20 protein-coding genes and 1 pseudogene are annotated in these 26,224 nt (G+C 70.9%); 7 read left to right on the plus strand and 14 right to left on the minus strand.

Annotated elements, in window-relative coordinates; all coding sequences use genetic code 11:
* Positions 1–66: 66 nt before the first annotated feature.
* Both dnaE and AC1UKG_RS12465 read right to left on the minus strand, forming a co-directional pair.
* Positions 67–3,600 carry a DNA polymerase III subunit alpha gene (gene dnaE, locus AC1UKG_RS12460; protein WP_018743954.1) on the minus strand — a complete coding sequence of 1,178 codons (3,534 nt, stop codon included), beginning with the start codon at positions 3,598–3,600 and terminating at the stop codon, positions 67–69.
* Between the two features lie 184 nt (positions 3,601–3,784).
* Positions 3,785–5,567: pseudogene (locus AC1UKG_RS12465) on the minus strand (proline--tRNA ligase).
* Between the two features lie 479 nt (positions 5,568–6,046).
* On the opposite strand from AC1UKG_RS12465, the gene AC1UKG_RS12470 reads away from it, so the two are divergent.
* From AC1UKG_RS12470 to AC1UKG_RS12485, 4 genes are all read left to right on the plus strand, one after another.
* Positions 6,047–7,339, plus strand: a complete 1,293-nt coding sequence (locus AC1UKG_RS12470) for a sensor histidine kinase (RefSeq protein ID WP_482642928.1) — start codon at positions 6,047–6,049, stop codon at positions 7,337–7,339.
* Positions 7,336–8,028, plus strand: a complete 693-nt coding sequence (locus tag AC1UKG_RS12475) for a response regulator transcription factor (RefSeq protein WP_018743951.1) — start codon at positions 7,336–7,338, stop codon at positions 8,026–8,028. Before AC1UKG_RS12470 ends, AC1UKG_RS12475 begins: the two co-directional genes overlap by 4 nt.
* 90 nt (positions 8,029–8,118) lie before the next feature.
* Complete coding sequence (locus AC1UKG_RS12480; protein WP_018743950.1) at positions 8,119–9,003, plus strand: ATP-binding cassette domain-containing protein; 885 nt, start codon at positions 8,119–8,121, stop codon at positions 9,001–9,003.
* A complete protein-coding gene (locus AC1UKG_RS12485) occupies positions 9,000–10,061 on the plus strand; it encodes an ABC transporter permease (RefSeq protein WP_018743949.1) in 1,062 nt (353 codons plus the stop codon). Before AC1UKG_RS12480 ends, AC1UKG_RS12485 begins: the two co-directional genes overlap by 4 nt.
* Before the next feature lie 74 nt (positions 10,062–10,135).
* Here the strand turns inward: AC1UKG_RS12485 and AC1UKG_RS12490 are convergent, their stop codons facing one another.
* The 7 genes from AC1UKG_RS12490 to pgsA form a co-directional block, all read right to left on the minus strand.
* A complete protein-coding gene (locus AC1UKG_RS12490; protein WP_018743948.1) occupies positions 10,136–10,885 on the minus strand; it encodes a YebC/PmpR family DNA-binding transcriptional regulator in 750 nt (249 codons plus the stop codon).
* 240 nt (positions 10,886–11,125) lie between these two features.
* The gene (gene pdxT / locus AC1UKG_RS12495; RefSeq protein ID WP_018814082.1) at positions 11,126–11,731 is read right to left on the minus strand and encodes a pyridoxal 5'-phosphate synthase glutaminase subunit PdxT; all 606 of its coding nucleotides are present in this window, start codon (positions 11,729–11,731) and stop codon (positions 11,126–11,128) included.
* A 73-nt stretch (positions 11,732–11,804) separates the two neighbouring features.
* Positions 11,805–12,725, minus strand: a complete 921-nt coding sequence (gene pdxS / locus AC1UKG_RS12500) for a pyridoxal 5'-phosphate synthase lyase subunit PdxS (RefSeq protein WP_026271361.1) — start codon at positions 12,723–12,725, stop codon at positions 11,805–11,807.
* 113 nt (positions 12,726–12,838) lie between these two features.
* Positions 12,839–13,345 carry a hypothetical protein gene (locus AC1UKG_RS12505; protein ID WP_018743945.1) on the minus strand — a complete coding sequence of 169 codons (507 nt, stop codon included), beginning with the start codon at positions 13,343–13,345 and terminating at the stop codon, positions 12,839–12,841.
* Between the two features lie 63 nt (positions 13,346–13,408).
* Positions 13,409–14,569: a glycosyltransferase family 4 protein gene (locus AC1UKG_RS12510; protein ID WP_018743944.1), complete on the minus strand. Its 1,161-nt coding sequence runs from the start codon at positions 14,567–14,569 to the stop codon at positions 13,409–13,411.
* Between the two features lie 16 nt (positions 14,570–14,585).
* Positions 14,586–15,518, minus strand: a complete 933-nt coding sequence (locus AC1UKG_RS12515; RefSeq protein WP_018743943.1) for a phosphatidylinositol mannoside acyltransferase — start codon at positions 15,516–15,518, stop codon at positions 14,586–14,588.
* A 22-nt stretch (positions 15,519–15,540) separates the two neighbouring features.
* Positions 15,541–16,176, minus strand: coding sequence for a phosphatidylinositol phosphate synthase (gene pgsA / locus AC1UKG_RS12520; RefSeq protein WP_018735597.1), 636 nt, complete (start codon positions 16,174–16,176; stop codon positions 15,541–15,543).
* 252 nt (positions 16,177–16,428) lie between these two features.
* Between pgsA and AC1UKG_RS12525 the strand changes: the two genes are divergently transcribed.
* A complete protein-coding gene (locus tag AC1UKG_RS12525; RefSeq protein WP_018814084.1) occupies positions 16,429–18,582 on the plus strand; it encodes an elongation factor G-like protein EF-G2 in 2,154 nt (717 codons plus the stop codon).
* A 72-nt stretch (positions 18,583–18,654) separates the two neighbouring features.
* Here the strand turns inward: AC1UKG_RS12525 and AC1UKG_RS12530 are convergent, their stop codons facing one another.
* The 3 genes from AC1UKG_RS12530 to AC1UKG_RS12540 all read right to left on the minus strand — a co-directional run bounded on the left by AC1UKG_RS12530 (position 18,655) and on the right by AC1UKG_RS12540 (position 22,356).
* Positions 18,655–19,167 carry an HIT family protein gene (locus AC1UKG_RS12530; RefSeq protein ID WP_018743940.1) on the minus strand — a complete coding sequence of 171 codons (513 nt, stop codon included), beginning with the start codon at positions 19,165–19,167 and terminating at the stop codon, positions 18,655–18,657.
* A gap of 165 nt (positions 19,168–19,332) precedes the next feature.
* Complete coding sequence (gene thrS / locus AC1UKG_RS12535) at positions 19,333–21,348, minus strand: threonine--tRNA ligase (RefSeq protein WP_018743939.1); 2,016 nt, start codon at positions 21,346–21,348, stop codon at positions 19,333–19,335.
* A gap of 87 nt (positions 21,349–21,435) precedes the next feature.
* Positions 21,436–22,356, minus strand: coding sequence for an ADP-ribosylglycohydrolase family protein (locus AC1UKG_RS12540; protein WP_018743938.1), 921 nt, complete (start codon positions 22,354–22,356; stop codon positions 21,436–21,438).
* Positions 22,357–22,429: 73 nt separating this feature from the next.
* On the opposite strand from AC1UKG_RS12540, the gene AC1UKG_RS12545 reads away from it, so the two are divergent.
* Together AC1UKG_RS12545 and AC1UKG_RS12550 are read left to right on the plus strand one after the other, a co-directional pair.
* Entirely contained in the window at positions 22,430–23,119 is a 690-nt protein-coding gene (locus tag AC1UKG_RS12545) for a response regulator transcription factor (RefSeq protein ID WP_018743937.1), read from the plus strand.
* Positions 23,120–23,148: 29 nt separating this feature from the next.
* On the plus strand, positions 23,149–24,207 hold the full coding sequence (locus tag AC1UKG_RS12550; RefSeq protein ID WP_026271363.1) for a sensor histidine kinase: 1,059 nt from the start codon (positions 23,149–23,151) through the stop codon (positions 24,205–24,207).
* A gap of 203 nt (positions 24,208–24,410) precedes the next feature.
* Here AC1UKG_RS12550 and AC1UKG_RS12555 read toward each other — a convergent pair whose 3' ends face one another.
* Together AC1UKG_RS12555 and AC1UKG_RS12560 are read right to left on the minus strand one after the other, a co-directional pair.
* Positions 24,411–25,433 (minus strand): adenosine deaminase, encoded by a 1,023-nt coding sequence (locus AC1UKG_RS12555; protein WP_482642929.1) that lies wholly within the window; start codon positions 25,431–25,433, stop codon positions 24,411–24,413.
* Positions 25,430–26,224 carry a trans-aconitate 2-methyltransferase gene (locus AC1UKG_RS12560; protein ID WP_018814086.1) on the minus strand — a complete coding sequence of 265 codons (795 nt, stop codon included), beginning with the start codon at positions 26,222–26,224 and terminating at the stop codon, positions 25,430–25,432. The genes AC1UKG_RS12555 and AC1UKG_RS12560 overlap by 4 nt, the downstream gene beginning before the upstream one ends.

Genomic DNA, 26,224 nt, shown 5'->3' on the forward strand with positions numbered 1-26,224 from the left:
ACCGGGCCCGCCGCCGCAGAGGACCAATTCGGCGCGGGCGGCCCCGGTGCCGGCACCGGGCGGAGGTCAGCCCACGTTGGCCGGGCCCAGGACGCTTTTCAGGTCGGCCATCAGGGCGGTCGTCGGTGCCACCCGGAACGGGCCGAGGCGCAGCCGGGTCACCTTGCTGCCGTTGAGGAGTTTGACGTGCACCTCCGCGTCACCCGGGTGCAGCACCAGGGTCTCCTTGAGCCGCTCCACCAACGGCGGCGTGCAGCGGGTGACCGGGATGGTGAGGGTGACCGGCTTGTTCGCCGAGTTGCTGCTGACATCCGGAATCGACATGTCCATGGCCATGATCCGCGGGGTGTCGTCCCGGCGGTCGACCCGCCCCTTGACCACCACGATCGCATCCTCGGCGATGTACTCCCCGATCACCTCGTAGGTGTTGGGAAAGAACAGCGTCTCCACCCCGCCGGCGAGGTCCTCCAGCGTCGCCGACGCCCACGCCCGGCCCTGCTTGGTGACCCGGCGCTGCACCCCGGAGAGGATGCCCGCGAGGGTCACCACCGTCCCGTCGGGGACGGTCCCCTCCTCGGAGAGGGCCGCGATGGTGGTGTCGGCAGCCGCACCGAGCACATGCTCCAGCCCGAACAGCGGATGGTCGGAGACGTAGAGGCCGAGCATCTCGCGCTCGAAGGCGAGCTTCTCCCGCTTGTCCCACTCCCCCTCGCCGATCACCGGCATCACCGTGGTGCTCTGCCCGGCGTCGGTGTCGGCGAACCCGGCGCCGAAGAGGTCGTACTGGCCGACGGCCTCCTTGCGCTTGACGTCGGCGTACGCGTCGATGGCATCGGCGTGCACCGTGAGCAGGCCTCGGCGGGAGTGGTTGAGCGAGTCGAACGCGCCTGCCTTGATCAGGGATTCAATGGTCTTCTTGTTGCAGACGACCGCTTCCACCTTGGCGAGGAAGTCGTAGAAGTCGGCATAGGTGCCCTTCTCCCCCCGGCAGCGCATGATCGCGGTGACCACGTTCGCGCCGACGTTGCGGATCGCGGCCAGGCCGAACCGGATGTCCCGGCCGACCGGGGTGAACGGCCCGGCTGAGGTGTTCACGTCCGGCGGGAGCACCTGGATGCCCATCCGGCGGCACTCCGACAGGTAGAGCGCCATCTTGTCCTTGTCGTCGCCCACCGAGGTGAGCAACGCCGCCATGTACTCGGCCGGATAGTTCGCCTTGAGGTAGCCGGTCCAGTACGACACCAGGCCGTACCCGGCGGTGTGGGCCTTGTTGAACGCGTAGTCGGCGAAGGGGACGAGGATGTCCCACAGAGTCTGGATGGCCTCGTCGGAGTAGCCGTTGCCGCGCATGCCGTCGCGGAACGGCACGAACTCCTTGTCGAGGACCTCCTTCTTCTTCTTACCCATCGCCCGGCGCAGCAGGTCGGCCTTGCCGAGGCTGTAGCCGGCGAGGACCTGGGCGGCGCGCTGCACCTGCTCCTGGTAGACGATCAGGCCGTAGGTGGGGCCGAGGATCTCCTCCAGTGGTTCGGCCAGCTCCGGGTGGATTGGCGTGATCTCCTGGAGGCCGTTCTTACGCAGCGCGTAGTTGGTGTGGGAGTTGGCGCCCATCGGGCCCGGCCGGTACAGCGCCAGAACGGCGGAGATGTCCTCGAAGTTGTCCGGCTTCATCGTCCGCAGCAGCGACCGCATCGGCCCGCCGTCGAGCTGGAACACGCCCAGGGTGTCGCCCCGAGACAGCAGCTCATAGGTCGGTTTGTCGTCCAGCGGCAGCTGGAGCAGGTCGACCGTGCGCCCGTGGTTGCTCTCGATGTTCTTCAGCGCATCGTCGATGATGGTCAGGTTGCGCAGGCCGAGGAAGTCCATCTTCAGCAGCCCGAGCGACTCGCAGGTCGGGTAGTCGAACTGGGTGATGATCGCCCCGTCGGCGTCCCGGCGCATCAACGGGATGTGGTCGACGATCGGCTCGGCGGACATGATGACCCCGGCGGCGTGCACCCCCGTCTGCCGGATCAGCCCCTCGATCCCGCGCGCCGTGTCGATGACCTTCTTGACGTCCGGGTCGGACTCGTAGAGACCCCGGATCTCGCCGGCCTCCGCGTACCGGGAGTGCTTCGGGTCGAAGATGCCGGTCAGCGGGATGTCCTTACCCATCACCGCCGGTGGCATCGCCTTGGTGATCCGGTCGCCGACCGCGTACGGGTAGCCGAGCACCCGCGCCGAGTCCTTGATCGCGGCCTTCGCCTTGATCGTGCCGAAGGTCGCGATCTGGGCGACCTTGTCCTCGCCCCACTTCTCCGTGACGTATTTGATCACCTCACCCCGCCGACGCTCGTCGAAGTCGATGTCGACATCCGGCATCGAGACCCGCTCGGGGTTGAGGAACCGCTCGAAGATCAGACCGTGCGGCAACGGGTCCAGGTCGGTGATGCCGAGCGCGTACGCGACGAGCGAGCCGGCGGCCGACCCGCGGCCCGGCCCCACGGCGATTCCCTCTTTCTTGGCCCACTGGATAAAGTCGGCCACCACGAGGAAGTAGGACGGGAAGCCCATCTGAATGATGACGCCCAGCTCATATTCGGCCTGCTTGACGTGGGTCTCCGGGACGCCGTTCGGGAAACGGCGGGCGAGCCCCTTGAACGTCTCCTTGCGGAACCAGGACTCGTCGGTCTCCCCCTCCGGCACCGGGAAGACCGGCATCAGATTCCGGAAGTCGAACATCCCGGCCGGGTCGACCATCTCCGCGACCAGCAGGGTGTTCCGGCAGCCCGCGAGCCACAGCTCGGAGGAGTCGACGGCGCGCATCTCGTCGGCGGACTTGATGTAGTAGCCGCTGCCGTCGAACCGGAACCGGTTCGGATCGGCGACGTTCGCGGCGGTCTGCACGCAGAGCAGCACGTCGTGCGCCTCGGACTGCGCCTGGTAGGTGTAGTGCGAGTCGTTGGTCACGACCGGCGGGATATCCAGCTTGTGGGAGATCTCCGTCAGCTCCTGGCGGACCCGGCGTTCGATGTCGATGCCGTGGTCCATCACCTCCAGGAAGAAGTTCTCCTTGCCGAAGATGTCCTGGTATTTCGCGGCGGCCTTCAGCGCCTCGTCGTACTGGTCCAGCCGGAGCCGGGTCTGCACCTCACCGGAGGGGCAGCCGGTGGTGGCGATCAACCCCTCGGCGTGCTCGGCGAGGAGCTCCGCGTCCATCCGTGGCCACTTGACGAAGAACCCTTCGGTGAACGAGCGGCTGGTCAGCTTGAACAGGTTGTGCAGACCGACCTTGTTCTTCGCCCAGATGGTCATGTGGGTGTAACCACCGCTGCCGGAGACGTCGTCGCTCTTCTGCTCCGGCCGCCCCCAGCGGACCCGCTTCTTGTGGAACCGCGACTCCGGCGCGACATACGCCTCGATCCCCAGGATCGGTGTGACGCCGGCCGCCATCGCCTGCTTGTAGAAGTCGTTCGCGCCGTGCATGTTGCCGTGGTCGGTCATCGCCACGGCGGGCATCCCCTGCCGGTTGACCTCGGCGAACAAGTCCTTCAGCCGGGCCGCACCGTCGAGCATCGAATACTCAGTGTGCACGTGCAGATGCGCGAACGAATCGCCCATGCGTGGCCCCCCGGGTCGCTTCATGGGTGGTGAGAAAGAACGGTCGGCCCACCCTATCCCTGGCCGCCGACACACCTCCAGCGAGCCGCGCGGGGCGCCCGGCCGGGCGTCGGGGCGCCGCAAGAGCACCCCGGCGGTGCCGCGCCGAGGCCAGGCCGACACCGCCGGATCCGCCGGCGCGGGATCACTGCGCGAACACCTCGGCCGGCAGCTCCACCGGGACCACTGTCGCGTCGATGTCGGCGCGCAGGGCGGCGATCCGCCGGACCAGCTCGGCCACCACCTCGGCGAAGGGCACCTGCGTCGTGACCCCGGTCACCCGGTCCCGTACCTCGGCCACGCCGTCGGCGACGCTGCGCCGGCCGATGGTGAGCCGCAGCGGCAGACCGATCACGTCCGCGTCGGCGAACTTGACGCCGGCCCGCTCGGCCCGGTCGTCGAAGAGCACCTCCACCCCGGCCGCCCAGAGCTCGTCGTAGACCCGCCGGGCCAGCTCACCGGCGGCGGACGCCAGGTCGCCGAGGAGGGTGAGGTGCACCTGGTACGGCGCGATGGTGACCGGGAGCCGCAGCCCCCGCTCGTCTCGGTGCTCCTCCGCGAGGCAGGCGAGCAGCCGCCCCACACCGATGCCGTAGCAGCCCATAGTCACCGGCTTACGCTGGCCGTCGGCGTCGAGGTACTCCGCACCGAGGGCGGTCGAGTAGCGGGTACCGAGCTGGAAGATCTGCCCTACCTCGACCCCACGGGCGGTCCGCAGTTCGCTGCCGCACTCCGCGCAGGCGTCACCGGCACGGGCGGCGGTGATGTCGCCGACGTGATCGGCGACGAAGTCCCGCCCCACGTTGACGTTACGCAGGTGCAGGCCCTCCCGGTTGGCGCCCGCGACCAGGTTCGTGGACGCGGCGACCAGCTCGTCAACGACGACGGTCGCGCCCGTCACCCCGACCGGCGAGCCGTAGCCGGCCACTGCGCCGATCTTGGCGATCTCCTCCTCGGTCATCGGGCGCAGCTCCGCCGCCTGCACCAGGTTGCCGATCTTGGTCTCGTTCGCCTCCATGTCACCCCGGACGACCGCCAGGATGAACTCGGTGCGGACCGTCTGGTCGCGCTCCTCCCGCGACGCGGCCAGGAAGATCGCCTTGGCGGTCTCGGCCGCCGGCACGCCCAGCGCCGCCGTCAGCGCCTCGATGGTGGTAGCCCCCGGGGTGGCGATCTCCGCCAACTCCGCCCGCGGCGCGGTGGACGGCGCCGGCTTGCCGAAGGTGGCGGCCTCGCGGTTGGCGGCGAAGCCGCAGGAGTCGCAGATCAGCAGGGTGTCCTCGCCGATCGGGGTGAGGTAGACGAACTCGTGGGCCAGGCTGCCGCCCATCATGCCCACGTCGGAGCTGACCGCCGCGACCGGCAGCCCGCACCGCCGAAAGATGGTGAAGTACGCCTGGTACTGGGTCCGGTACCGCGCCGCCAGCCCCGCCGCGTCCGCATCGAAGCTGTAGGCGTCCTTCATGACGAACTCCCGGACCCGGATCAGACCGGCCCGCGGACGCGGGTCGTCCCGGAACTTCGTCTGGAGCTGGAACACCAGCCGCGGCAGCTGACGGTAGGACTCGATCTCCGACCGGCCGAGGAACGTCACCACCTCCTCGTGGGTCATCGCCAGGACCAGGTCCCGGCCGCGGCGATCCCGAAAGCGAGCCAGCTCCGGGCCGATCGTGAAGTATCGACCGGACTGCTTCCACAGCTCCGCCGGATTCACCACCGGCATCGAGACCTCCTGTCCCCCCAACGCGCTCCAGCTCCGCGCGCAGCACGGCCTCGATCTTGCGGATGGTGCGCCAACCGAGCGGAAGATAGGCGAAGATGCCCTGCCCCACCTGCCGGAGCATGGCGGCTCGCTGGAGCAGTTGGTGTCCCTCGGACTCGGAACGTCCCGGCGCGGTGTGCAGGGTGGCGCCGAACATGGTCGACATTTTCATGGATATGTCCTCACAAATCAGAATGGCGCTGCTCAGGGTTACGAAATGACCCGGGCCGATGCGGTGAATGACCTCAGGGTGCGCGCGGGGGAAGGCGGAAAGGCGGCGGGCGCGAAGCGGCCTGGACGCCGGAAGGGGCCGAGCCCGACGGAAGCTGCCTAGACGCCGGAAGGGGCCGAGCCGCCGGAAGGGTTGCCGGCGCGGACACCCGCCGGCGACGGAACGTCGCTCAGCGGGGCGCCGGCGGAGTAGGTCGAGGCGCCGGCGGGCCGGAGGGCACAACGAGCACCGGGCTCGGCCTGCCCTGCGCGATGCCGCTCATCAGCGCCCACCCTCCACATCAACCACTGCGACTGTAGCGGAAAACTCCCCCGGCCGTCGGTACGCCTCCGGCGGGCCGCACCGAGAGACCACCCCGACACCGGGCCCGTGCCGGGAGCAGCGTCGGTCTGGCGAGATAACATCATCGACCGATGGACACCGCGGCGGGGACGCACTGGCGGCGGCCCGGGCCGACCCCGGAGCAGCAACGGCGGGACCTCATCGTGGGGCTGGCCGTGACCGCGCTGGCCATAGCCAGCCTCACCCTCACCCGCGGCACGGGTCTGTTCCTGCTCGGCCCGCCACCGTCGTTCCCGGAACAGCTGCTCTGGGCCGTCGCGGTGGGCCTACCGCTGATCTGGCGGCGACGATTCCCGGTAGCGACGATGCTGGTCATCTCAGTCGCGTTCGTCGCGGCACAAGCCCGCTCCGCACCGGAGACGCGGGTCACCACGGGAGTGCTGTTCACGGCCCTCTACACCCTCGGCGCCTGGGGACAGGACCGCCGCCTGGCCCGTCGGATTCGGGTCGGCGTGATCGCCGCCATGTTCGGTTGGATCGGTTTCTGGTACTCGGTCAATCTGAGCAGCGTGCTGGCGGACCCGTCCCCCGAGGTGTTCGCCAACGCCGTGGGACCGATCCCCCCGCTGATCGCCGCGGTGCTCACCGATGCACTCTTCAACATCCTGTTCTTCGGGTTCGCCTACTTCTTCGGTGAGATCGCCTGGCTGGCCGCCCGACGGGAGCACGAACTCCAGGCGCAGGCCGATGAGCTCCGCCGGTCGCAGGCCGAGGTCAGAGCGCACGCCGTGGTCGGGGAGCGGGTGCGGATCGCCCGGGAACTCCACGACGTCGTCGCCCACCACGTCTCAGTGATGGGGGTGCAGGCCGCCGCCTGCCGCCGGATCCTGGACCGGGATCCGGCCAAGGCCCGCACCGCACTGGCCGCGGTCGAGGAGTCGGCCCGCACGGCGGTGGACGAGCTACGCCGGATGCTCGGCGTCCTACGGGCCCGCGACCACGAGCCGGACACCGTCGAACCGCCTCCTGGGATCAGCCGGGTCGCCACCGTGGTCGAGCGAGCGCGCGAGACCGGGCTGGGAGCCACGCTGGGGGTCTACGGCGAGCCGGCGCCGATCCCGGAGTCGATCTCCCAGGCGGCGTACCGGATCGTGCAGGAAGCAGTGACGAACACGCTTAAACACGCCGTGGCGGCGACCACACTGGACGTACGGATCCGCTACCTGGCGCACGAGGTGGAGGTGGACGTGACCGACGACGGCCGCAGCAGCGGCACGACGAATGCGGACGGGGTGGGCCTGGTCGGTATGCGCGAGCGGGTCGCCACCCATGGGGGCACGCTGGAGATCGGCCCTCGCGCCGTCGGCGGCTGGCGGGTCCGGGCCCGCTTCCCGCTGTCGCTGACCGATCGGCAGGCGGCGTGACCGCCGCGCCGGCGACCAGCCGGGCCATCCGGATCCTGCTCGCCGACGACCACCACCTCGTGCGTACCGGATTCCGGGTCATCCTCGAGGTGGAGGACGACATCCACGTCGTCGGGGAGGCCGCGGACGGCGAGCGGGCGGTGAGCATGGCCGGGGCGCTCCGCCCGGACGTGGTCCTGATGGACGTGGAGATGCCCCGGGTCGACGGGCTGGAGGCGACCCGACGGATCGTCGGGGACGTGGGCCGACCGCACGCTCCGGCGGTGTTGATCCTCACCACCTTCGACCGGGACGACTATCTGTTCGCCGCGCTGCGCGCCGGAGCCAGTGGATTCCTGCTGAAGAACGGCACGCCGGAGGCGCTCGTGGCGGCGATCCGGGTGGTCGCCCGCGGCGATGGCCTCATCGCCCCCGAACTCACCCGGCGAGTGATCGCCGCCTTCGCCAGGCCGGGCGGCGAACCAACGACGGCAGCCGGGGTGCTGCCGGACCTCACGCCACGCGAGCACGAGGTTCTGGTTCTGGTCGCCTCCGGGGCGAGCAACGCCGAGATCGCGGCCACCCTCCGGCTCGGCGAGGCGACCGTGAAGACCCACGTCAGCCGGGTGCTGGCCAAACTCGGCCTGCGGGACCGGGTGCAGGCGGTGGTCTTCGCGTACGAGCACGGGGTGGTGCGGCCGGGGAGGTGACCCGCCTCCGTCGCGGGGTGGAGCGGGTCGTCCACCTGCGGGGGGACAGAGCGGGGCGTGAGGTGATCTAGCGTTGCCAGCGTGACGAACATGCTCCGACTCGACGGCGTTGACCGCAGCTTCGGTGGCCGACGCGTGCTCCAGAATGTGTCCTTCGACGCGGAGGCCGGTCGGATGACCGGCTTCGTCGGCGGCAACGGTGCCGGCAAGACCACCACGATGCGCATCATCCTCGGCGTACTCGCCGCCGACGCCGGCCAGGTCACCTGGCGGGGGGCGCCACTGACAAGGGCGGTCCGTCGGCGCTTCGGGTACATGCCGGAGGAACGCGGCCTGTACCCGAAGATGGCGGTCCGGGAACAGCTCATCTACCTGGCCCGGTTACACGGAATGACCGCGCCGGCGGCGGCGCGCAACACCGATGTGTTGTTGGAACGGGTCGGTCTCGCCGACCGCGGCAACGACCTGCTGGAGAAGCTGTCGCTGGGCAACCAGCAACGTGCCCAGATCGTCGCCGCACTGGTCCCCGACCCCGAGGTGCTGGTGCTCGACGAGCCCTTCTCCGGCCTCGACCCACTGGCGGTGGACACGGTCGTTGATGTGCTGACGGAACGGGCCGCCGCGGGGGTACCGGTGCTCTTCTCCAGCCACCAGTTGGACGTGGTGGAGCGGCTCTGCGACGACCTGGTGATCATCAGCGCGGGGACGATCCGCGCCGCCGGCAGCCGAACGGAGCTACGGGCCACGCACACCGCACCCCGCTACGAACTGGTGGTGGAGAACGACGCCGGCTGGCTACGCGACCACCCCGGCGTGACCCTGGTCGAGCTCGAGGGCGCCCGCGCCGTGTTCGAGTTGCCCCGGGGGGCGGACGAACAACCGGTACTCCACGCCGCGCTCGCCCGTGGGCCCGTCCGCGAGTTCCGACCCGTCGTCCCGTCGCTGGCCGAGATCTTCCGAGAGGTCGCCCTGTGAACACCCTCGCCGCCACCCAGTTGGTCGCGGCCCGTGAAGTCCGGGCCAAGCTGCGCGACCGCACCTTTCTCCTCAGTACGCTGATCTTCCTGCTCATCGCCGCCGCCGCGACGACACTGCCGTCGCTACTGTCCGGCGGCCCCGCCACGGTGGCCGCCACCCCGGAGGTCTCGGCCGAACTGCGCGCCGCCGGACTCGAGGTCCGCGAGGTACCCGACGACGCCGCCGCCGAACGGGCGGTTCGGGACGGCGACACCGACGCGGCGGTGGTCGCCGGGCCAACGGTCCTCGCCCGGGAGGAGGCCCCCTTCGACGTGGTGGCGGCGCTCAGCGTCGAACCGCCGGTTCGGTTGCTGAACCCCGCCCCGGCGGAACCGGGGGCCGCCGGCCTGGTGCCGTTCATCTTCGCGTTCGTCTTTCTCCTCACGTCCCAGACCTTCGGCGTACAGATCGCACAGAGCATCATCGAGGAGAAACAGACCCGGATCGTCGAGATCCTGGTGGCCGCCGTGTCGGTACGAGCCCTGCTCCTCGGCAAAATGATCGCCGGCACCGTGCTGGCCCTGGGTCAGATCGCGCTGGTGGCGCTCGTCGCGGTCGTGGGCCTGCGACTCTTCGACGACAGCGAGCTGCTGAACCTACTCGGGCCAGCGATCGGCTGGTTCCTGCCGTACTTCCTGCTCGGCTTCGTCCTGATCGCCGCGCTCTGGGCAGCGGCGGGAGCCCTGGTCAGCCGACTGGAAGACATCGGCACGGTGGCCATGCCGGTCCAGTTGGTGGTGATGATCCCGTTCTTCGGGGTGATCTTCCTCAGCGACAACGCATTCGCCATGCAGGTGCTGTCCTACGTGCCGTTCTCGGCGCCGACCGCGATGCCGCTCCGGCTGTTCACCGGGGACGCCGCTGGTGGGGAACCTCCGCTGTCCCTGGCCCTGCTCCTGGTCACCGCGCTCGCCGTCCTGGCCGCCGGTGCCCGGGTGTACGAGGGGTCGCTGCTGCGGACCAACGGCAACACCTCGCTCCGGACGGCCTGGCGGGAACGAGAGACAGTGGATTGAAGCTCACCCCGAAAGGCGCACCCCGTGGATCCGGCTCGGGCCGGGTCCACGGGGTGCGCGCGGCCAACGGCGGGTCAGCCGAGTCGCGCAAGCAGTTCGTCGGAGGCGTCGAAGTTCGCGAAGACGTTCTGCACGTCGTCGCAGTCCTCCAGCACATCAATCAGCTTGAGGACCTTCCGAGCGCCCTCCTCGTCCACCGGGACGCTCATGCTCGGGACGAGCGAGGACTCCGCCGACTCGTACTCGATGCCGGCGTCCTGCAACGCGGTACGCACCGCGACCAGGTCACCCGGCTCGGAGAGCACCTCGAACGCCTCACCCAGGTCGTTGACCTCCTCGGCACCCGCGTCCAGGACGGCCAGCATCACGTCGTCCTCGGTGGTGCCGGCCTTGGTCACGATCACCACGCCCTTGCGGTTGAACAGGTACGACACCGAGCCGGCATCGGCGAACGAGCCGCCGTTGCGGGTCAGGGCGGTTCGCACCTCGGTGGCGGCGCGGTTCCGGTTGTCGGTCAGACACTCGATCAGCAGCGCGACGCCGCTGGGCCCGTAGCCCTCGTACATGACCGTCTGGTAGTCGGCGCCACCGGACTCGAGGCCGGAGCCCCGCTTGACCGCGCGGTCGATGTTGTCGTTGGGAACCGAGCTCTTCTTGGCCTTCTGGATCGCGTCGTAGAGCGTCGGGTTACCGGCCGGATCACCACCGCCGGTACGTGCCGCGACCTCGACGTTCTTGATCAGCTTGGCGAACATCTTGCCGCGCTTGGCGTCGATGACCGCCTTCTTGTGCTTGGTCGTCGCCCACTTTGAGTGGCCGGACATCCGCTACCTCCGTTGCTACCCGCCGTCTGCATCGACCGCACCGCACTCGCCCGCTCCCGCCGACGTACGCGGAGGGTGCCGGCCGGCTCTGGTGGAAGCCGCGGCGGAGAGCTGGCCCTGCCGAATCCCGGCAATCCTACCGGTGGCCCGCAGGCTTGCGTCAGCGCCGCACGGCACCGCCGGGTCGCGCCGTGGGTGGCCCGACCCGGCGGCGCTCGCCCGCCCCGACCCGGTGGCCGCTCAGATCGCGGCGCGGACCAGGTCCGCGAAGTACGCGTGCAGGCGCCGGTCGCCGGTCAGCTCGGGATGGAACGCGGTCGCCAGCAGGTTTTCCTGACGGACCGCGACAATCCGACCCGCCGCCGGGCCCTCGGTCACCGTACCGAGCACCTCGACGCCCCGGCCGACGTGCTCAACCCAGGGTGCCCGGATGAACAGCGCGTGGAGCGGGCCGCCGTCAATGCCGGCCAGGTTCACCGGCGCCTCGAACGAGGCGACCTGCCGCCCGAACGCGTTGCGTCGAACGGTCATCTCGATGCCGGCGAAGCCACGCTGGTCGGCCCGGCCGTCGAGGACCTCACTCGCCAACATGATCATGCCGGCGCAGGAACCGTAGACGGGCATGCCGTCGGCGATCCGCTTGTCGATCGGCTCCCGCAGCTCGAAGAGGTCGGTCAGCTTACTGATCGTGGTGGACTCGCCCCCCGGGATGACCAGCCCGTCAACCGTCTCCAGCTCCGTGGGGCGGCGGACCGGGCGGGCGTGCGCACCCGCCGCCGCCAGGGCTGCCGTGTGCTCCCGGACATCGCCCTGCAGAGCGAGCACCCCGATCACGGGTGCCGTCATGATCGCTCCTTCCGGAGAGTGGCGAGCAGCCCCGGCAGCCAGACCGCCGGCGTTGACCGGGGCCGCACTCCCCTCACCAGCCGCGCTCGGCCAGGCGGTCCGACTGCGAAAGGGTGCCGGCGTTGATGCCAACCATGGCCTCGCCGAGCCCACGGGAGACCTTGGCCAGCGTCTCCGGGTCGTCGTGGAAGGTGGTGGCCTTGACGATGGCGGCGGCCCGCTGGGCCGGGTTGTCGGACTTGAAGATGCCGGATCCGACGAAGACCCCCTCGGCGCCGAGCTGCATCATCATGGCGGCGTCGGCCGGGGTGGCGATACCACCGGCGGTGAAGAGCACCACCGGCAGCTTGCCCGTCTCGGCGATCTCCTTGACCAGTTCGTACGGGGCCTGGAGCTCCTTGGCGGCCACGTAGAGCTCATCGGTGGGCAGGGACTGGAGCCGGCGGATCTCGGTGCGGATCCCCCGCATGTGGGTGGTGGCGTTGGAGACGTCGCCGGTGCCGGCCTCGCCCTTCGACCGGATCATGGCCGCGCCTTCGGTGATCCGCCGCAGCGCCTCGCCCAGATTGGTCGCGCCGCAGACGAACGGCACCGTGAAGGCCCACTTGTCGATGTGGTGCGCGTAGTCGGCCGGGGTCAGCACCTCCGACTCGTCCACGTAGTCGACACCGAGCGACTGGAGGATCTGCGCCTCCACGAAGTGACCGATCCGGGCCTTGGCCATGACCGGGATCGACACCACCTCCATGATGCTGTCGATCATGTCCGGATCGCTCATCCGGGAGACCCCGCCCTGGGCCCGGATGTCCGAGGGGACCCGCTCCAGGGCCATCACCGCGACCGCACCGGCATCCTCGGCGATCTTGGCCTGCTCCGCGGTGACCACATCCATGATCACACCGCCCTTGAGCATCTCGGCCATTCCCCGCTTCACGTGCGAGGTGCCGGTGACCGGGGTGTTGGTGGAAGTATTCGAAGTCTGGGTATCGGGCACGGTTCATCGCTCCTAGGGACGTGCACGCGAGTGGCTGGTGCGAATGCTACGAGGAGCCACCCCGGCAGCCCGACAGCCAATCAGACCCCTGGTGGCCTGCCCTGTGTCCGCCATCACGTACCCGGTGGGTCCTCGACTATGTCCTCGGGGGCGGCCAGCGTTGGTTCGTCGATGTCGAAGTACCGCGGCCACGGGCGCCGCCGCCCCATCCGCAACAACCGCACCAGCGGCCGGCTCCGGGCCGCGCGGGCGTCCCGGACCAGGTCCGTGTGCACCTGACGGGCCAGGGCCAGCCGTCGACTGGCGGCGACGACGGCCTCGGCGTCCGGATCGCCGGGATCGAGCTGCAACGCCCGCAGCTGCCGGGTGAGATCGTTCTCAGCGGCCTCCCGCTCGTCCGGCCGCACATCGAGGGCGACGCGGGCCGCCGCGTACAGCTCGACGCCGTAACGACGTTCGGCGAGCACCGCGGCGGTCGCCGCGCGACGCAGCAGGTGGGCGTCGAGCGCCCGGGCCGCGAGCTCCGCCCGGTCCTGCAACCGCTCGACCCGGCCGGCGGTCCAGACGAGGTACGTCGCCAGCAGCGCGCCGACCAGCACCGCACCCACCAACCACCACATGCCCGGCATCGTAGTGCTGCTCCGTTCCCTCCGCCGGCCTCCCCGCTACCGCCGTCCCACCGGTCAGCCCAGCCCCACCCACTCCTGGTCGATCACCCGGCCGTCAGCGGCCTCAATCGCGGCTGCGTATACCTCGAGAATCCGGCGGGCAACCGTGGGCCAGTCAAACGTCGCCACGACCTGATCCGCGTACGCGGTCAGTTCGGTCCGCGCGTCCGCGTCGTCCAGGAGATCGGCCAGCGCCGCGCGCAGCGCCGCCGGGTCGCCGGTACGGAACAGCCGGCCGGCCCGGCCCCGGTCCAGCACCCGGCGAAACGCATCGAGATCGCTCGCCACGACCGCGGTCCCCGCCGCCAGCGCCTCGGTAAGGATCATGCCGAACGACTCCCCACCCGTGTTCGGCGCCACGTAGAGGTGGACACTGCGCAACATGCGCGCCTTGTCCGCCTCAGAGACCAGCCCGAGAAAGGTGACCCGGTCCCGCAGCTCGGCCGGGAACTGGTCGTACAGGTCGTCCGGATCACCGGGGCCGGCGACCAGCAGGCGCAGCCCCGGGCGCTCCCCGGCCAACGACACGAACGCGTCCCGCAACACCGGGAAGCCCTTGCGGGCCTCGGTGAAGCGGCCGAGGAAACCGATCGTGCCGCCGTGGTCGGGAGTGCACGACCCAGGCCAGCCCGGCAGCGGCTGGGCATCAGCGAACTTCGCGACGGCCACCCCGTTCGGGATCTCCACCGCTCCGCCGTCCATGTGCTCAACCTGCACCTTGCGGGCCAGGGCACTGACCGCGATCCGGGCGGTGATGCGCTCCAGCACGATCTGGAGCACCCCCTGGGCGGCGGCGAGCACCCGGGAACGCGTCATCGCCGTGTGGAAGGTCGCCACCACCGGCCCCCGCGCGCAGAGCACGGCGAGCATCGACAGGCTCAGCGTCAGCGGCTCGTGCACGTGCAGCACGTCGAAGTCGCCCCGGTTGATCCAGCGGCGGACCCGCGCGGTGGAGACCGGGCCGAAGGCGATCCGGGCCACCGAGCCGTTGTACGGCAGCGGCACCGCCCGACCAGCCGGCACCACGTACGGCGGTAGCTCCGACTCCTCGTCCGCGGGGGCCAGGACGCTCACCTCGTGCCCGAGCCCGATCAGCGCCTCGGCGAGGTCCATCACGTGGTTCTGCACGCCACCGGGCACGTCCAGGGAGTACGGGCACACGATGCCGATCCGCACGGTGGCGCCCCTCCCCTCAGACCTGTCCGGTGGGCGGCGAGGGCCGCGCCGCGCCGTTCGGTGTGGCGCGCTGGTCCAGCCACATCCGTTGCAACATGTGCCAGTCTTGCGGATGTCGGGCCACGCCCGCCGCCAGACCGTCGGCGACCCGCTGGGCCAGTATCCGCACCCGTACGTCGAGCGGGCCCTGCTCGGGGTCGGGCAGCTCCAGTGGCCCCTCGATCCTGGCACAGGCGACCTCCGGCTCGTACCACAAGGAGGCGACGTAGAGCGGCGCACCGGTGCGGAGCGCCAGCAGGGCCGGGCCGGGCGGCATCCGGGTCGGGGACCCGAAGAAGTCAACCGGCACGCCCCGGGCCGAGAGGTCCCGGTCGGCGAGCAGCGGCACCACATAACCGGCGTTCACCCGGTCGACCAGCACGTCGAAGGCGGGCCGTTCGCCCCCACGGGTGGGCAGGATCTCCATCCCCAGCGCCTGCCGGAACGCGAGGAAACGCTGGTAGATCCCCTCGGACTTGAGCCGCTCGGCGACAGTGGCGATCGGCCAGCCCATCGCCGCGACCCAGGCGCCCGCCATGTCCCAGTTGCCGGAGTGCGGCAACGCCACGACCGCGCCCCGGCCGGCGGCCACATCCGCGGCGAGCAGCTCCTGGCCGTCGAGCCGGAATCCGGCGAGCACCTCGGCCCGGCTCAGCGTGGGCAGCCGGAACGCCTCCATCCAGTACCGGGCGTAGGAGCGCAGCCCGGCTCGAACCAGCCCGTCCAGCTCGGCCTCGGAAACCTCCGGACCCACCACCCGGCGCAGGTTGGCGCGGAGTCGCGCCGCGCCCCCACCGCCCCGGCGGTGGGCGCGGTCGGCGCCCGCTCGGAAGACGGTGGCCGCCACCGGCCGGGGCAGTGCCCGGACCGCACGCCACCCCGCGAGGTAGGCCAGCTCGGTGAGGTTCACCGCCGCAGCCCCTCGACCGCCCTCACCTCTGTCCGCCCGAGGCGGTGGGAAGCTGCTGGGCCTGCCGGTACACGTGGGCCATCCGCTGCCCCACCGTGAAGATCGAGACCGCGGCGAGCAGCCAGAGCGCGACCGGTAGGGCGACCTTCAGGCCCAGCCCGGCCAGCAGGCCCCCGACGCCGACGATCAACAGCCGCTCCGTGCGTTCGGCGATGCCCACGTTGCAGGTCAGGCCAAGCCCTTCGGCCCGCGCCTTCACGTACGAGACGAGTCCACCGGCGGCCAGACAGAGCAGCGCGGCGACGACTCCCGAGTCGTTGCCCTCGGTCGAGAGGTAGTAGGCCACCGCACCGAAGACCGCGCTGTCGGCGACCCGGTCCATGCTCGAGTCAAGGAACGCCCCGAACCGGGTGGAGCCGCCGCTCATCCGGGCCATCGTCCCGTCCAGCAGATCGGTGAGGGCGAAGACGGTGACGATCAACGCGCCGGCGACGAGATGCCCGCGGGCTCCGAAGCCGAGTGCGCCGACGAGCACCCCGAGGGTGCCCGTCACGGTAACGGTATTGGGGGTCACGCCCGCACGGAGCAGGCGGCGCGCGACCGGTTCGACGACGCGGGTCATGCCCGCACGGGCCGTCACTTGGAAGATCTTCGCCATGGCGGTCCCACGATAACGGTCCGGTGCCCCCAGCGGTACGGACGGTCGGGCGACCCGCCCGAGGGAACTTGTGCCGTACGGGCATCGGGGTGTCTGATCGACCCAGAAAGGTGAGGCAGCTCACCGCCCCGCCTATCCCGTTCCCGCTTGGCAGCAGCACCCCGGAGGATATCGCCGCGCACCCGCCCCAGGCCGCTTTTCTCTCGCGCGCGGCGGTCGCCACCACCACACCCGGCTGAGGGAGGTGCGCCAATGGCGCAGAAGAGTCAGGACAGGGGGGTCACCGGCGCGGTATCGGCGGTGACCCACCCCGGAGACATCCGCAACGTGGTGCTCGTCGGGCACTCCGGCGCCGGCAAGACGACCCTGGTCGAGGCGTTGCTCGCGGCCACCGGCACGATCGGCCGCGCCGGGAACGTCACCGACGGCACCACCACCTGCGACCACGATCCGGCTGCGGTCCGCCAACAACGGTCGGTGGCCCTGGCCTGCGCGCCGCTCGTGCACGACGGGATCAAGGTCAACCTGCTGGACACCCCCGGCTACGCCGACTTCGTCGGCGAGCTGCGCGCCGGGCTGCGGGCCGCCGACGCCGCGCTCTTCGTCGTCTCCGCCGTGGACGGGATGGATGCCACCACCGCCGCGCTGTGGGAGGAGTGCGCGGCCGTGAACATGCCCCGGGCGGTGGCCGTCTCCCGGCTGGACCACCCGCGCGCGGACTTCGACGAGGCGGTCGCCCTCTGCCAGCGGGTGTTCGGCGACAACGTGCTCCCGCTCTACCTGCCGATGCTCGGCGACGATGGCGTCTCCACCGCCGGCCTGCTCGGGCTGATCACCCGCCGGGTCCTGGACTACACCGCCGGGCTACCCGCCGAGGTGCGGGATCCGGACCCGGAACACCTGCCGGCCATCGTCGAGTCCCGCAACGAACTGATCGAGGGAATCATCGCCGAGAGCGAGGACGAGACCCTCATGGACCGGTACCTCGAAGGTGCCGAGATCGGCACCGACATCCTCGTCGAGGATCTGGAGAAGGCGGTCGCGCGCGGTCACTTCTATCCCGTGGTGCCGGTCTGCGCCCAGACCGGGGTCGGGCTCGACGCCCTCCTGGAGGTGCTCACCGCGGGCTTCCCCGCACCACCGGAGCACGACCTCCCGGCGGTGACCGGGGTGGATGGCACGCCCCGCCCCCCGCTGACCTGCGACCCGGCCGGGCCACTGGTCGCCGAGGTGGTCAAGACCACCATCGACCGGCATGTGGGGCGGGTATCCCTGGTCCGGGTCTTCTCTGGCACGCTCCGCCCCGAACAGGTCGTGCACGTCTCCGGGCACGGTCTGGCCGACCGCGGCCACCCCGACCACGACGCCGACGAACGGGTCGGCCACCTCTACTCACCGCTCGGCGCGGCGCTGCGCGAGGTGCGCGCCTGTGTCGCCGGCGACCTCTGCGCGCTCACCAAGTCGGGCAGCGCGGAGACCGGCGACACCATCTCGGCCAAGGACGACCCGCTGCTGGTCGCGCCCTGGGAGATGCCGGAGCCGCTGCTGCCGGTGGCGATCGTGGCACGTACCCGGGCCGACGAGGACGCGCTCGCCCGCAACCTCGCCCGGCTGGTGGCCGGTGACCCCACCCTGCGGCTCCACCGCGACAGCGAGACCCATCAGCTGGTGCTCTGGTGCATGGGGGAGGCGCACGCCGACGTGGTGTTGGAGCGGTTGCGCAGCGGTGGCGTGGAGCTGGACACGACACCGGTGCGGGTCGCGCTGCGGGAGACGTTCACCGTGCCGGCCAAGGGGCACGGCCGGCACGTCAAGCAGTCCGGCGGGCACGGCCAGTACGCGGTCTGCGACATCGAGGTGGAACCGCTCCCCCGGGGCGCCGGCTTCGAGTTCGTCAGCCGGGTGGTGGGCGGAGCCGTACCGCACAACTACATCCCGTCGGTGGAGAAGGGGGTCCGTGCCCAGCTGGAGCGCGGACTGGTCGCCGGCGCCCCCCTGGTGGACCTGCGGGTGACGCTCGTGGACGGCAAGGCGCACAGCGTCGACTCCTCCGACGCGGCGTTCCAGACCGCCGGTGCGCTGGCGCTCAGGGACGCGGCCGACAAGGGCCAGCCGATGTTGCTGGAACCGGTTGACGAGGTGGTCATCCGGGTGCCCGACGCGTCGGTCGGCGCGGTCTTGGGCGACCTCTCCGGCCGCCACGGCCGGGTGCTCGGCACCGAACCCGACACCACCGCCGAGGGGCGCACGCTGATCCGCGCCGAGGTGGCCGCGACCGAACTCCTCCGCTACGCCGTGGAGCTGCGCTCGATGACCGCCGGTACAGGCACCTTCCGCCGCGAGTTCGCCCGCTACGAAACCATGCCCAGCCACCAGGCCGACCGGGTCCGCGCGGAGCGCGGCTGACCGCGTACCGCGACGGCGGTCACCGCCTTCGACCCGCCGATGAGGGTGGCCGGCGCCGCGGGATCGCGGGGGTCAGGAGGGCCAGGCGCTGGCCAGCAGCGCCCGGGTGTCGCCGAGCAGCTGCGGCAGGACCTTGGTCCGGCCGATCACCGGCATGAAGTTGGCGTCACCGCCCCACCGGGGCACCACGTGCTGGTGCAGGTGCGCGGCGATACCGGCACCGGCGACCCCACCCTGGTTCATCCCGAGGTTGAAGCCGTGGGCACTGCTGACCTTACGAACGACACGCATCGCGGTCTGGGTGACGGCGGCCAGCTCCGCCGTCTCCCGGTCGTCGAGGTCGGTGTAGTCGGCAACGTGCCGGTAGGGGCAGACCAGCAGGTGCCCCGGGTTGTACGGGTACAGGTTGAGCACCACGAACACGTGCTCGCCCCGCGCCACAACCAGGTTCTCCGGCTCCGACCGCCGGGGGGCGAGACAGAAGGGGCAGCCGGTGGGCCGCTCGTATCCGCCCTCGGGCCGGTCCCCGCCGGAGATGTAGGTCATCCGATGGGGCGTCCAGAGCCGGTCCAGGCCGTCGGCCATAGCGTCGCTGTTGGTGTGTTCCTCCGCCCCAGTCACAGCAGCGATCCTACGGCCCCGCACCGGGTACGCCGAAGCTCGGCGTACCCGACCAGCCCGACGGGCGGGCCGGGTACCCACGTCGCGGGCCGGCCTTCCGGGCGGCCGTGCCGCCGGCCCGGACGCCCGTCACCCCTCGGCAGCGGACGGCCCCTCGTTGGCGCGGGAGTTGACCACATCGAGGACGTGGTTGACCGCCTCGGCCGCCGGCACCCCGTTGCGCTGGGAGCCGTCCCGGTAGCGGAACGACACGGTGCCGGCCGCCACGTCGTCGTCGCCGGCGATCACCATGAACGGAATCTTCTGCTGCTGGGCGGTGCGGATCTTCTTCTGCATCCGGTCGTCACCGGAGTCGACCTGGGCCCGCACGCCGGCCGCACGCAGTGCGGCGACGAAGCCGTCGAGGTACTCGGTGTGCTCGCCGCGGATCGGGATGCCGACCACCTGCACCGGCGCCAGCCAGGCCGGGAACGCTCCGGCGTAGTGCTCGGTGAGGACACCGATGAAGCGCTCGATCGAGCCGAACTTCGCGCAGTGAATCATGATCGGCTGCTGCCGGCTGCCGTCGGCTGCCTGGTACTCCAGCCCGAAGCCGGCCGGCTGGTTGAAGTCGTACTGGATCGTCGACATCTGCCAGGTGCGGCCGATGGCGTCCTTGGCCTGGACCGAGATCTTCGGGCCGTAGAAGGCCGCGCCCCCCGGGTCCGGCACCAGCTCGAGCCCGGTGTCCCGGGCGCACTGCTCCAGCACCGCCGTCGCCGTCGCCCAGTCCTCGGCGGAGCCGACGAACTTGTCCGGCTTGGCGTCATCCCGGGTGGACAGCTCCAGGAAGAAGTCGGTGATGCCGAAGTCCTGCAGGAGGCCGAGCACGAAGGCCAGCAGGTGCTTGATCTCCGCGGGCGCCTGCTCCTTGGTGCAGTAGGAGTGCGAGTCATCCTGGGTGAAGCCCCGCACCCGGGTCAACCCGTGGATGACGCCGGACTTCTCGTACCGGTAGACCGAGCCGAACTCGAACAGCCGCATCGGCAGCTCCCGGTAGGAGCGCCCGCGCGACCGGTAGATCAGGTTGTGCATCGGGCAGTTCATCGCCTTGAGGTAGTAGTCCGCCCCTTCGAACTGCATGGGCGGGAACATCCCGTCGGCGTAGTACGGCAGGTGGCCCGAGGTGTGGAAGAGGCCTTCCTTCGAAATGTGCGGAGTGCCGACGTAGTCGAAGCCTTCCTCGACGTGCCGGGCCCGGACGTAGTCCTCCATCGTCCGCTTGAGCACACCGCCCTTGGGATGGAACACCGGCAGGCCGGAGCCGACCTCGTCAGGGAAGCTGAACAGGTCGAGGTCGGCGCCGAGCTTGCGGTGGTCCCGCCGGGCGGCCTCCTCCAGCAACCGCAGGTACGCCTTCAGCTCGTCCCGGGTCGGCCACGCGGTGCCATACACCCGCTGGAGCTGTGGGTTCTTCTCCGAGCCACGCCAGTAGGCGGCGGCCGACCGCATCAGCTTGAACGCCCCGATCAGTCGGGTGTTCGGCAGGTGCGGGCCGCGGCACAGGTCCGACCAGCAGACCTTGTCCGAGTCGGCGGCGAGGTTGTCGTAGCTGGTCAGTTCCCCGCCGCCAACCTCCATCACCTGGGAGGAGTCCAGCCCATCGCCCTTGAGCTCGATCAGCTCCAACTTGAACGGCTCGGCCGCGAGCTCGCCGCGGGCCTCGTCCCGGTCCCGGAAGCGGCGGCGGCGGAACCGCTGACCGGACTTGATGATCTCCTGCATCCGCTTTTCCAGCTTCGTCAGGTCCGCGGGCTGGAACGGCTGGTCAACCGCGAAATCGTAGTAGAAGCCATTCTCGATCGGCGGCCCGATGCCCAGCTTCGCCTCGGGAAAGAGGTCCTGCACGGCCTGGGCGAGCACGTGGGCCGTGGAGTGCCGCAGCACGGCCAGCCCGTCCGGGGTGTCGATGCCCACCGCCTCGACCACGGTCTCCTGCTCCGGAACCCAGTCCAGGTCGCGAAGCTGGCCCTGCGGGTCCCGCACCACCACGACCGCGCTGCGACCGGTCATCGGCAGTCCGACCGCCGCGACCGCGTCGGCCGCCGTCGTCCCGGCGGCCACGACGACGGGGTCGGCCACGACGGGGATACGGGGTGCGGACACGGTGACTCCTCAGGGCAGACGGTACGACTCGTTGCCGATGCTATCGGTCGACCCGCTGCGTACCCGCCGCGGCCGGACCGTCGGCGCTCAGGGCAACCAGCCCGGCAGCGGTTCGCGGGCGGCCAGCCAGTCGGCCGGTACTCCGGCTGGGGTACCGACCCCGGTGTGCGCGGCGACGATCGCGCCGACGATCGCTGCGGTGGTGTCCACGTCCCCGCCCGCCTCGACGCAGACCCGCACGGCCGCCGGGTAGTCGTCGAGGTGACTGGCGGCGACCCAGCAGGTGAAGGCGACGGTGTCCGCAGCGGTGACCCGCGACCCGTTGCCGAGCTCGGCGACGGCCACCTCCGGACGGCGGCCGAGGAGCCCGGCGGCCCGTCGGATCCCCCGGTACACCTCGCTCGTCGGGTCCAGCGCGGTGGCCACTCCAGCGAGCAGTCTCGCTGGTTCCGGGCGGTGGCCGTCCAGCCGCCCCCTAGCGGCGAGCGACGCCGCCACGGCCACCGCGACAGCGCCGGCGATGCCCTCCGGGTGCGCGTGGGTCACCTCGGCCGAGGCGCGAGCCTGGGCCGCCGCGCGGCTGCTCGAGTCAGCGAAGTACGCCCCGAGCGGCCCAACCCGCATCGCCGCGCCACTGCCGCAGGAGCCCTGCCCGGCGAAGGCGGAGGCCGCGGCCACCGGCCACGGGGTGCCGGTGCGGATCAGCCGCAGGATGCTGACCGCCCCCGGACCGTAGCCCCGGTACGGTTCGCACCGCTCGGCGAAGGCCAGGGCGAGCGCGTCCCGGTCGATCCGCCCGGTCTCGGCGAGCGCGGCGACGATCGAGCAGGCCATCTCGGTGTCGTCGGTCCAGGCCCACGGGGACGGCGGGAGCCGGCCGGTGGCCAGGTCGGCCGACTTACCACCGGGGACGACGTACTGGGAGCCGAGCGCGTCACCGACTGAGAGCCCGGCCAAGGCGTCCCGGGCGAGCGCGAGTCTCGTGTCGGCGAAGAGGGTGAAGGGCATCGTTGTACCAGCTTGCCGCTTTCACCGCGGTGCCGCAACGCGACCACCTTGCCGCGCCGAGTACCGTCTTGGGGTGGCCACCGTGCTCTTGGTCGAAGATGATCACGTCGTCCGTGGCGCGATGCTGCGCTCCCTCACCGGCCGGGGGCACGCCGTACACGCCGTTGGCACCGCGCTCGAGGCCCTGCGCCGAGTGGCGGCGGCAACACCCGACCTCGTCGTACTCGACCTGGGTCTGCCCGACCTCGACGGGTCCGACGCCCTGCGGATGCTGCGCGGTATCACCGATATCCCGATCATCATCGCCACCGCGCGCGACGACGAACAGTCGGTCGTCCGGCTGCTGCGCGCCGGTGCCGACGACTACATGGTCAAGCCGTTCACCGGCGCGCACCTGGATGCCCGGATCACGACCGTGCTGCGGCGGGCCGGCCGGTCCAGCCGGACGGTCCAGCCCGCGGTGCACGAGGTTGGTGGGCTTCGGATCGATGTCGGTGAACGCAGTGCCGAGCTGGACGGGGAGCCGTTGGCGCTGACCCGTAAGGAGTTCGACCTGCTGGCGTACCTGGCGGCACGACCGGGCCGGGTAGTGTCGCGCCGGGAACTCTTGGAGGAGGTATGGCGGCAACCGTCGGTCGGCGAGGACCAGACCATCGACGTTCACCTCTACTGGCTACGACGGAAGATGGGCGAGACCGCGGCGAAGCCGCGCTACCTGCGCACCGTGCGGGGGGTGGGCCTCCGCCTGGTCGCGCCCGACTGAGGTGGTTACTGGCCCTGGTCGTGGCGGTCATGGGTACGCTCACGGCCCTCACCGTCCCGGTGCTCTCCGCCACCGGTCTCGGTGACGGGAGTCCGTGGTGGCTCGCGGCCGGCGTGGGGGCGACGCTGGTCGCCATCGCGGTGTTGGTGGTTGACCGCGTGGCGGCCCGCACGGTGCACGCGGCCCGGGACCTGGCGCAGGGCGCGCTGGCTCTCGGCGCGGGGGATCTCAACGTCCGGGTGGAGCCGAGCGGTCCCGGAGAGCTGGTTGCGGCCGGGTACGCGTTCAACCGGATGGCTGAGCACCTGGTTGCCACTCGCGCGGACGAGCGGGAACTGGTGGCCGACCTGTCCCACCGACTACGCACGCCGCTGACCGCGCTTCGGCTGGACGCCGAGGCGTTGGACCCGGACGACACCAGCATCGGAATCTTCAGCGAGGCAGAGCTGGATCGTCGGCGCGGAATCCGGCGGATCCGGCAGGCGATCGCCACGCTGGAGGACGAGGTCGACCAGTTAATCAAGACGACCCGAAAGGCGGCTACCCAGGAGACCGCGCCGGGCAGCTGCGATGTCAGCGAGGTGGTCCGGGAACGGATGCGGTTCTGGTCCGCGCTGGCCGGCGACCAGAACCGGCCGTTCCGGGTCACCGGGGCGCAGCTGCGCATCCCGGTGCCGGTGCCGCGTGCGGAGTTGGCCGCCGCGCTGGACGCGGTGATCGGCAACGTGTTCCGTTACACATCCCAGGGAACGGCGTTCGAGGTAGCGGTCTCGCGGCGGGACGGATACGTCGCCATTCGCATCGACGACGCCGGGCCGGGCGTCGCAGACCCGGACCGGGCGCTGCGCCGGGGTGCCAGCGACCGTGGCTCGACCGGCCTCGGCCTGGACATCGTGAAGCGGGTGGCGGTGCAGGCCAACGGTTCGGTCAGCATCGACCGCGCCCGAATGGGCGGGGCGAGCGTGGTGATGCTGCTGGCCGACCCGGAGGCGACACCGCGGCAGGTCAGCCGATTCGGCCTGGTGGGCCGGAGGACCCGGGAGGCCCGCGACGGGGGCCGACGCTGGAAGCGATCCCGCCCTGGCTGATCGCTGGGTTACCCCAGGCTGTGCCCAGGCGTAAGTTCTCCTTAGATCCCGCTTAACACCGGCACCGCGCCAACGCGAGCCTGCCATGATCGGGGCGCGAACCCACCACTTCACCGGCCCGCCGTTCAGGCAGCCTCGACCGGTGAAGCCGTGCGCGCGGCGGGAACCCGTTCCCCCCTCCTCCCGCCGCGCGCACCCCCCGTTCAGGACGCGTTCGCCAGGTAGGCGTCGATCTCCCCAGCGATCCGCTGTTTGCTCGCCGGGTCGAGGAAGGACGCGGTCACCGCATTGCGGGCCAGCGCGGCGACGCCCTGCGGACCGAGGCCGAGCAGCCGGGCGGCCACCGCGTACTCGTCGTTGAGGGTGGTGCCGAACATCGGCGGATCATCGGAGTTGATCGTGACCAACAGCCCGGCCTCGACCAGCCGGGGCAACGGGTGCTCCTCGATGCGGGCCACCGCCCGGGTGCGGACGTTGGAGGTCGGACACACCTCCAGGGCAAGCTGCCGCTCGGCCAGGAACTCGAGGAGTTCTGGGTCCTCGACCGCCGAGATGCCGTGCCCGAGTCGTTCGGCGCCCAGGTCGCGCAGCGCGTCCCAGACGGTCTGCGCCCCGGTGGTCTCCCCCGCATGCGGCACCGACCGAAGGCCGGCCGCACGGGCCTGATCGAAGTACGGCTTGAACTGGGGTCGGGGCACGCCGACCTCCGGGCCACCCAACCCGAAACTGATCAGACCATCGGGGCGCTCGTCCAGAGCGATCCGCAGGGTCTCCTCGGCCGCCGGCAGGCCGGCTTCACCCGGGATGTCAAAGCACCAGCGCAGCTCGATACCGAAGTCGGCGGCCGCCCGGTTGCGGGCGTCCTCGATCGCCTCGCAGAACGCCGGCGCGGGAATGCCCCGGTGCACGTGCGAGTACAGGGTCACCGTCAGCTCCGCATAGCGGACCTGCTGGCGGGCCATCTCCCGGGCCACCTCGTGGGTGAGGAGCCAGACATCCTCCTGATCCCGGATCAGGTCCACCACGCTCAGGTAGACCTCGATGAAATGCGCGAAGTCGCGGAAGGCGAAGTAGTCGGCGAGGGCCGCCGGGTCGGCCGGGACCGGGCTGCGTCCCTCGTGCCGGGCGGCCAACTCGGCGACGATCCGGGGCGAGGCGGAGCCAACGTGGTGCACGTGCAACTCAGCCTTGGGCAGACCGGCGATGAAGGTGGACAGGTCGGTCACAGACTCTCCTCTGCGCGGGCGGCGGTACGGGCAACGAAGAAGACGCGGCGGAACGGAAAGCACACCTGGCCCTGCTGCACCGGGTACGCCTCGGCGAGCCGTACGCTCAGCTCCCTCCGGAAGTCGGCCCAGCCGGTGGGGTCGAGCGCGGCGCGCACCGGACGCAGCGCGGTCCCCTCCATCCAGCTCAGCACCGGGTGGTCCGCGTCGGCCGGAGCCGCAAGCAGGTGCACATAGCTAGTCTCCCAGGCGTCCACCGCGCAACCCTCGGCGGCCAGCAGCCGGGCGTAGCCGACCGAGTCGTCCACCGGCGCGTCGCGGAGCAGCGGGCCGAGCACCGTACGCCAGGCCGAGCGGTTGGCCACCGTCCGCAGTGCCCGATGCGACGGCGCATCGAAGTTGCCTGGCACCTGCACCGCGATGACGGCGCCGGCCGGCAGTTCGCGAGCCCAGCGGGTGAGCAGGTCCCGGTGCTCGGGTACCCACTGAAGCAGCGAGTTGCTGATGACCACGTCCTGGTCCCGGCCCGGACGCCAGTGTCGGATGTCGGCGACGACGAACTCCACCGGACTGTCCAGCATGGCGGCGCGGTCGATCATCTCCGGTGCGGCGTCGATGCCGGTGACCCGGCTGTCGGGCCAGCGTTCGGCGAGGATGGTGGTCAGCGTGCCGGGCCCGCAGCCGAGGTCAACCACCGCCCGCGGCCGGGCGGTCGGCACCCGGGCGAGCAGGTCATGGAACGGCCGGGCCCGTTCGTCGCGGTAGCGAAGGTATGTTGTCGGATCCCACAT

The organism is Salinispora sp. CH2A1_6, from assembly GCF_056820975.1.

Excerpts from the sequence above, each read along its gene's own strand:
- AC1UKG_RS12530 (WP_018743940.1), bottom strand. The coding sequence starts at position 19,167 with ATGGCCGACGGCCTGGACCGGCTCTGGACGCCCCATCGGATGACCTAC.
- pdxT (WP_018814082.1), bottom strand. The coding sequence starts at position 11,731 with ATGACGGCACCCGTGATCGGGGTGCTCGCTCTGCAGGGCGATGTCCGG.
- AC1UKG_RS12480 (WP_018743950.1), top strand. The coding sequence starts at position 8,119 with ATGCTCCGACTCGACGGCGTTGACCGCAGCTTCGGTGGCCGACGCGTG.
- AC1UKG_RS12540 (WP_018743938.1), bottom strand. The coding sequence starts at position 22,356 with ATGCCCTTCACCCTCTTCGCCGACACGAGACTCGCGCTCGCCCGGGAC.
- AC1UKG_RS12490 (WP_018743948.1), bottom strand. The coding sequence starts at position 10,885 with ATGTCCGGCCACTCAAAGTGGGCGACGACCAAGCACAAGAAGGCGGTC.
- AC1UKG_RS12525 (WP_018814084.1), top strand. The coding sequence starts at position 16,429 with ATGGCGCAGAAGAGTCAGGACAGGGGGGTCACCGGCGCGGTATCGGCG.
- AC1UKG_RS12560 (WP_018814086.1), bottom strand. The coding sequence starts at position 26,224 with ATGTGGGATCCGACAACATACCTTCGCTACCGCGACGAACGGGCCCGG.
- dnaE (WP_018743954.1), bottom strand. The coding sequence starts at position 3,600 with ATGGGCGATTCGTTCGCGCATCTGCACGTGCACACTGAGTATTCGATG.
- AC1UKG_RS12505 (WP_018743945.1), bottom strand. The coding sequence starts at position 13,345 with ATGTGGTGGTTGGTGGGTGCGGTGCTGGTCGGCGCGCTGCTGGCGACG.
- pgsA (WP_018735597.1), bottom strand. The coding sequence starts at position 16,176 with ATGGCGAAGATCTTCCAAGTGACGGCCCGTGCGGGCATGACCCGCGTC.
- AC1UKG_RS12470 (WP_482642928.1), top strand. The coding sequence starts at position 6,047 with ATGGACACCGCGGCGGGGACGCACTGGCGGCGGCCCGGGCCGACCCCG.
- AC1UKG_RS12550 (WP_026271363.1), top strand. The coding sequence starts at position 23,149 with ATGGGTACGCTCACGGCCCTCACCGTCCCGGTGCTCTCCGCCACCGGT.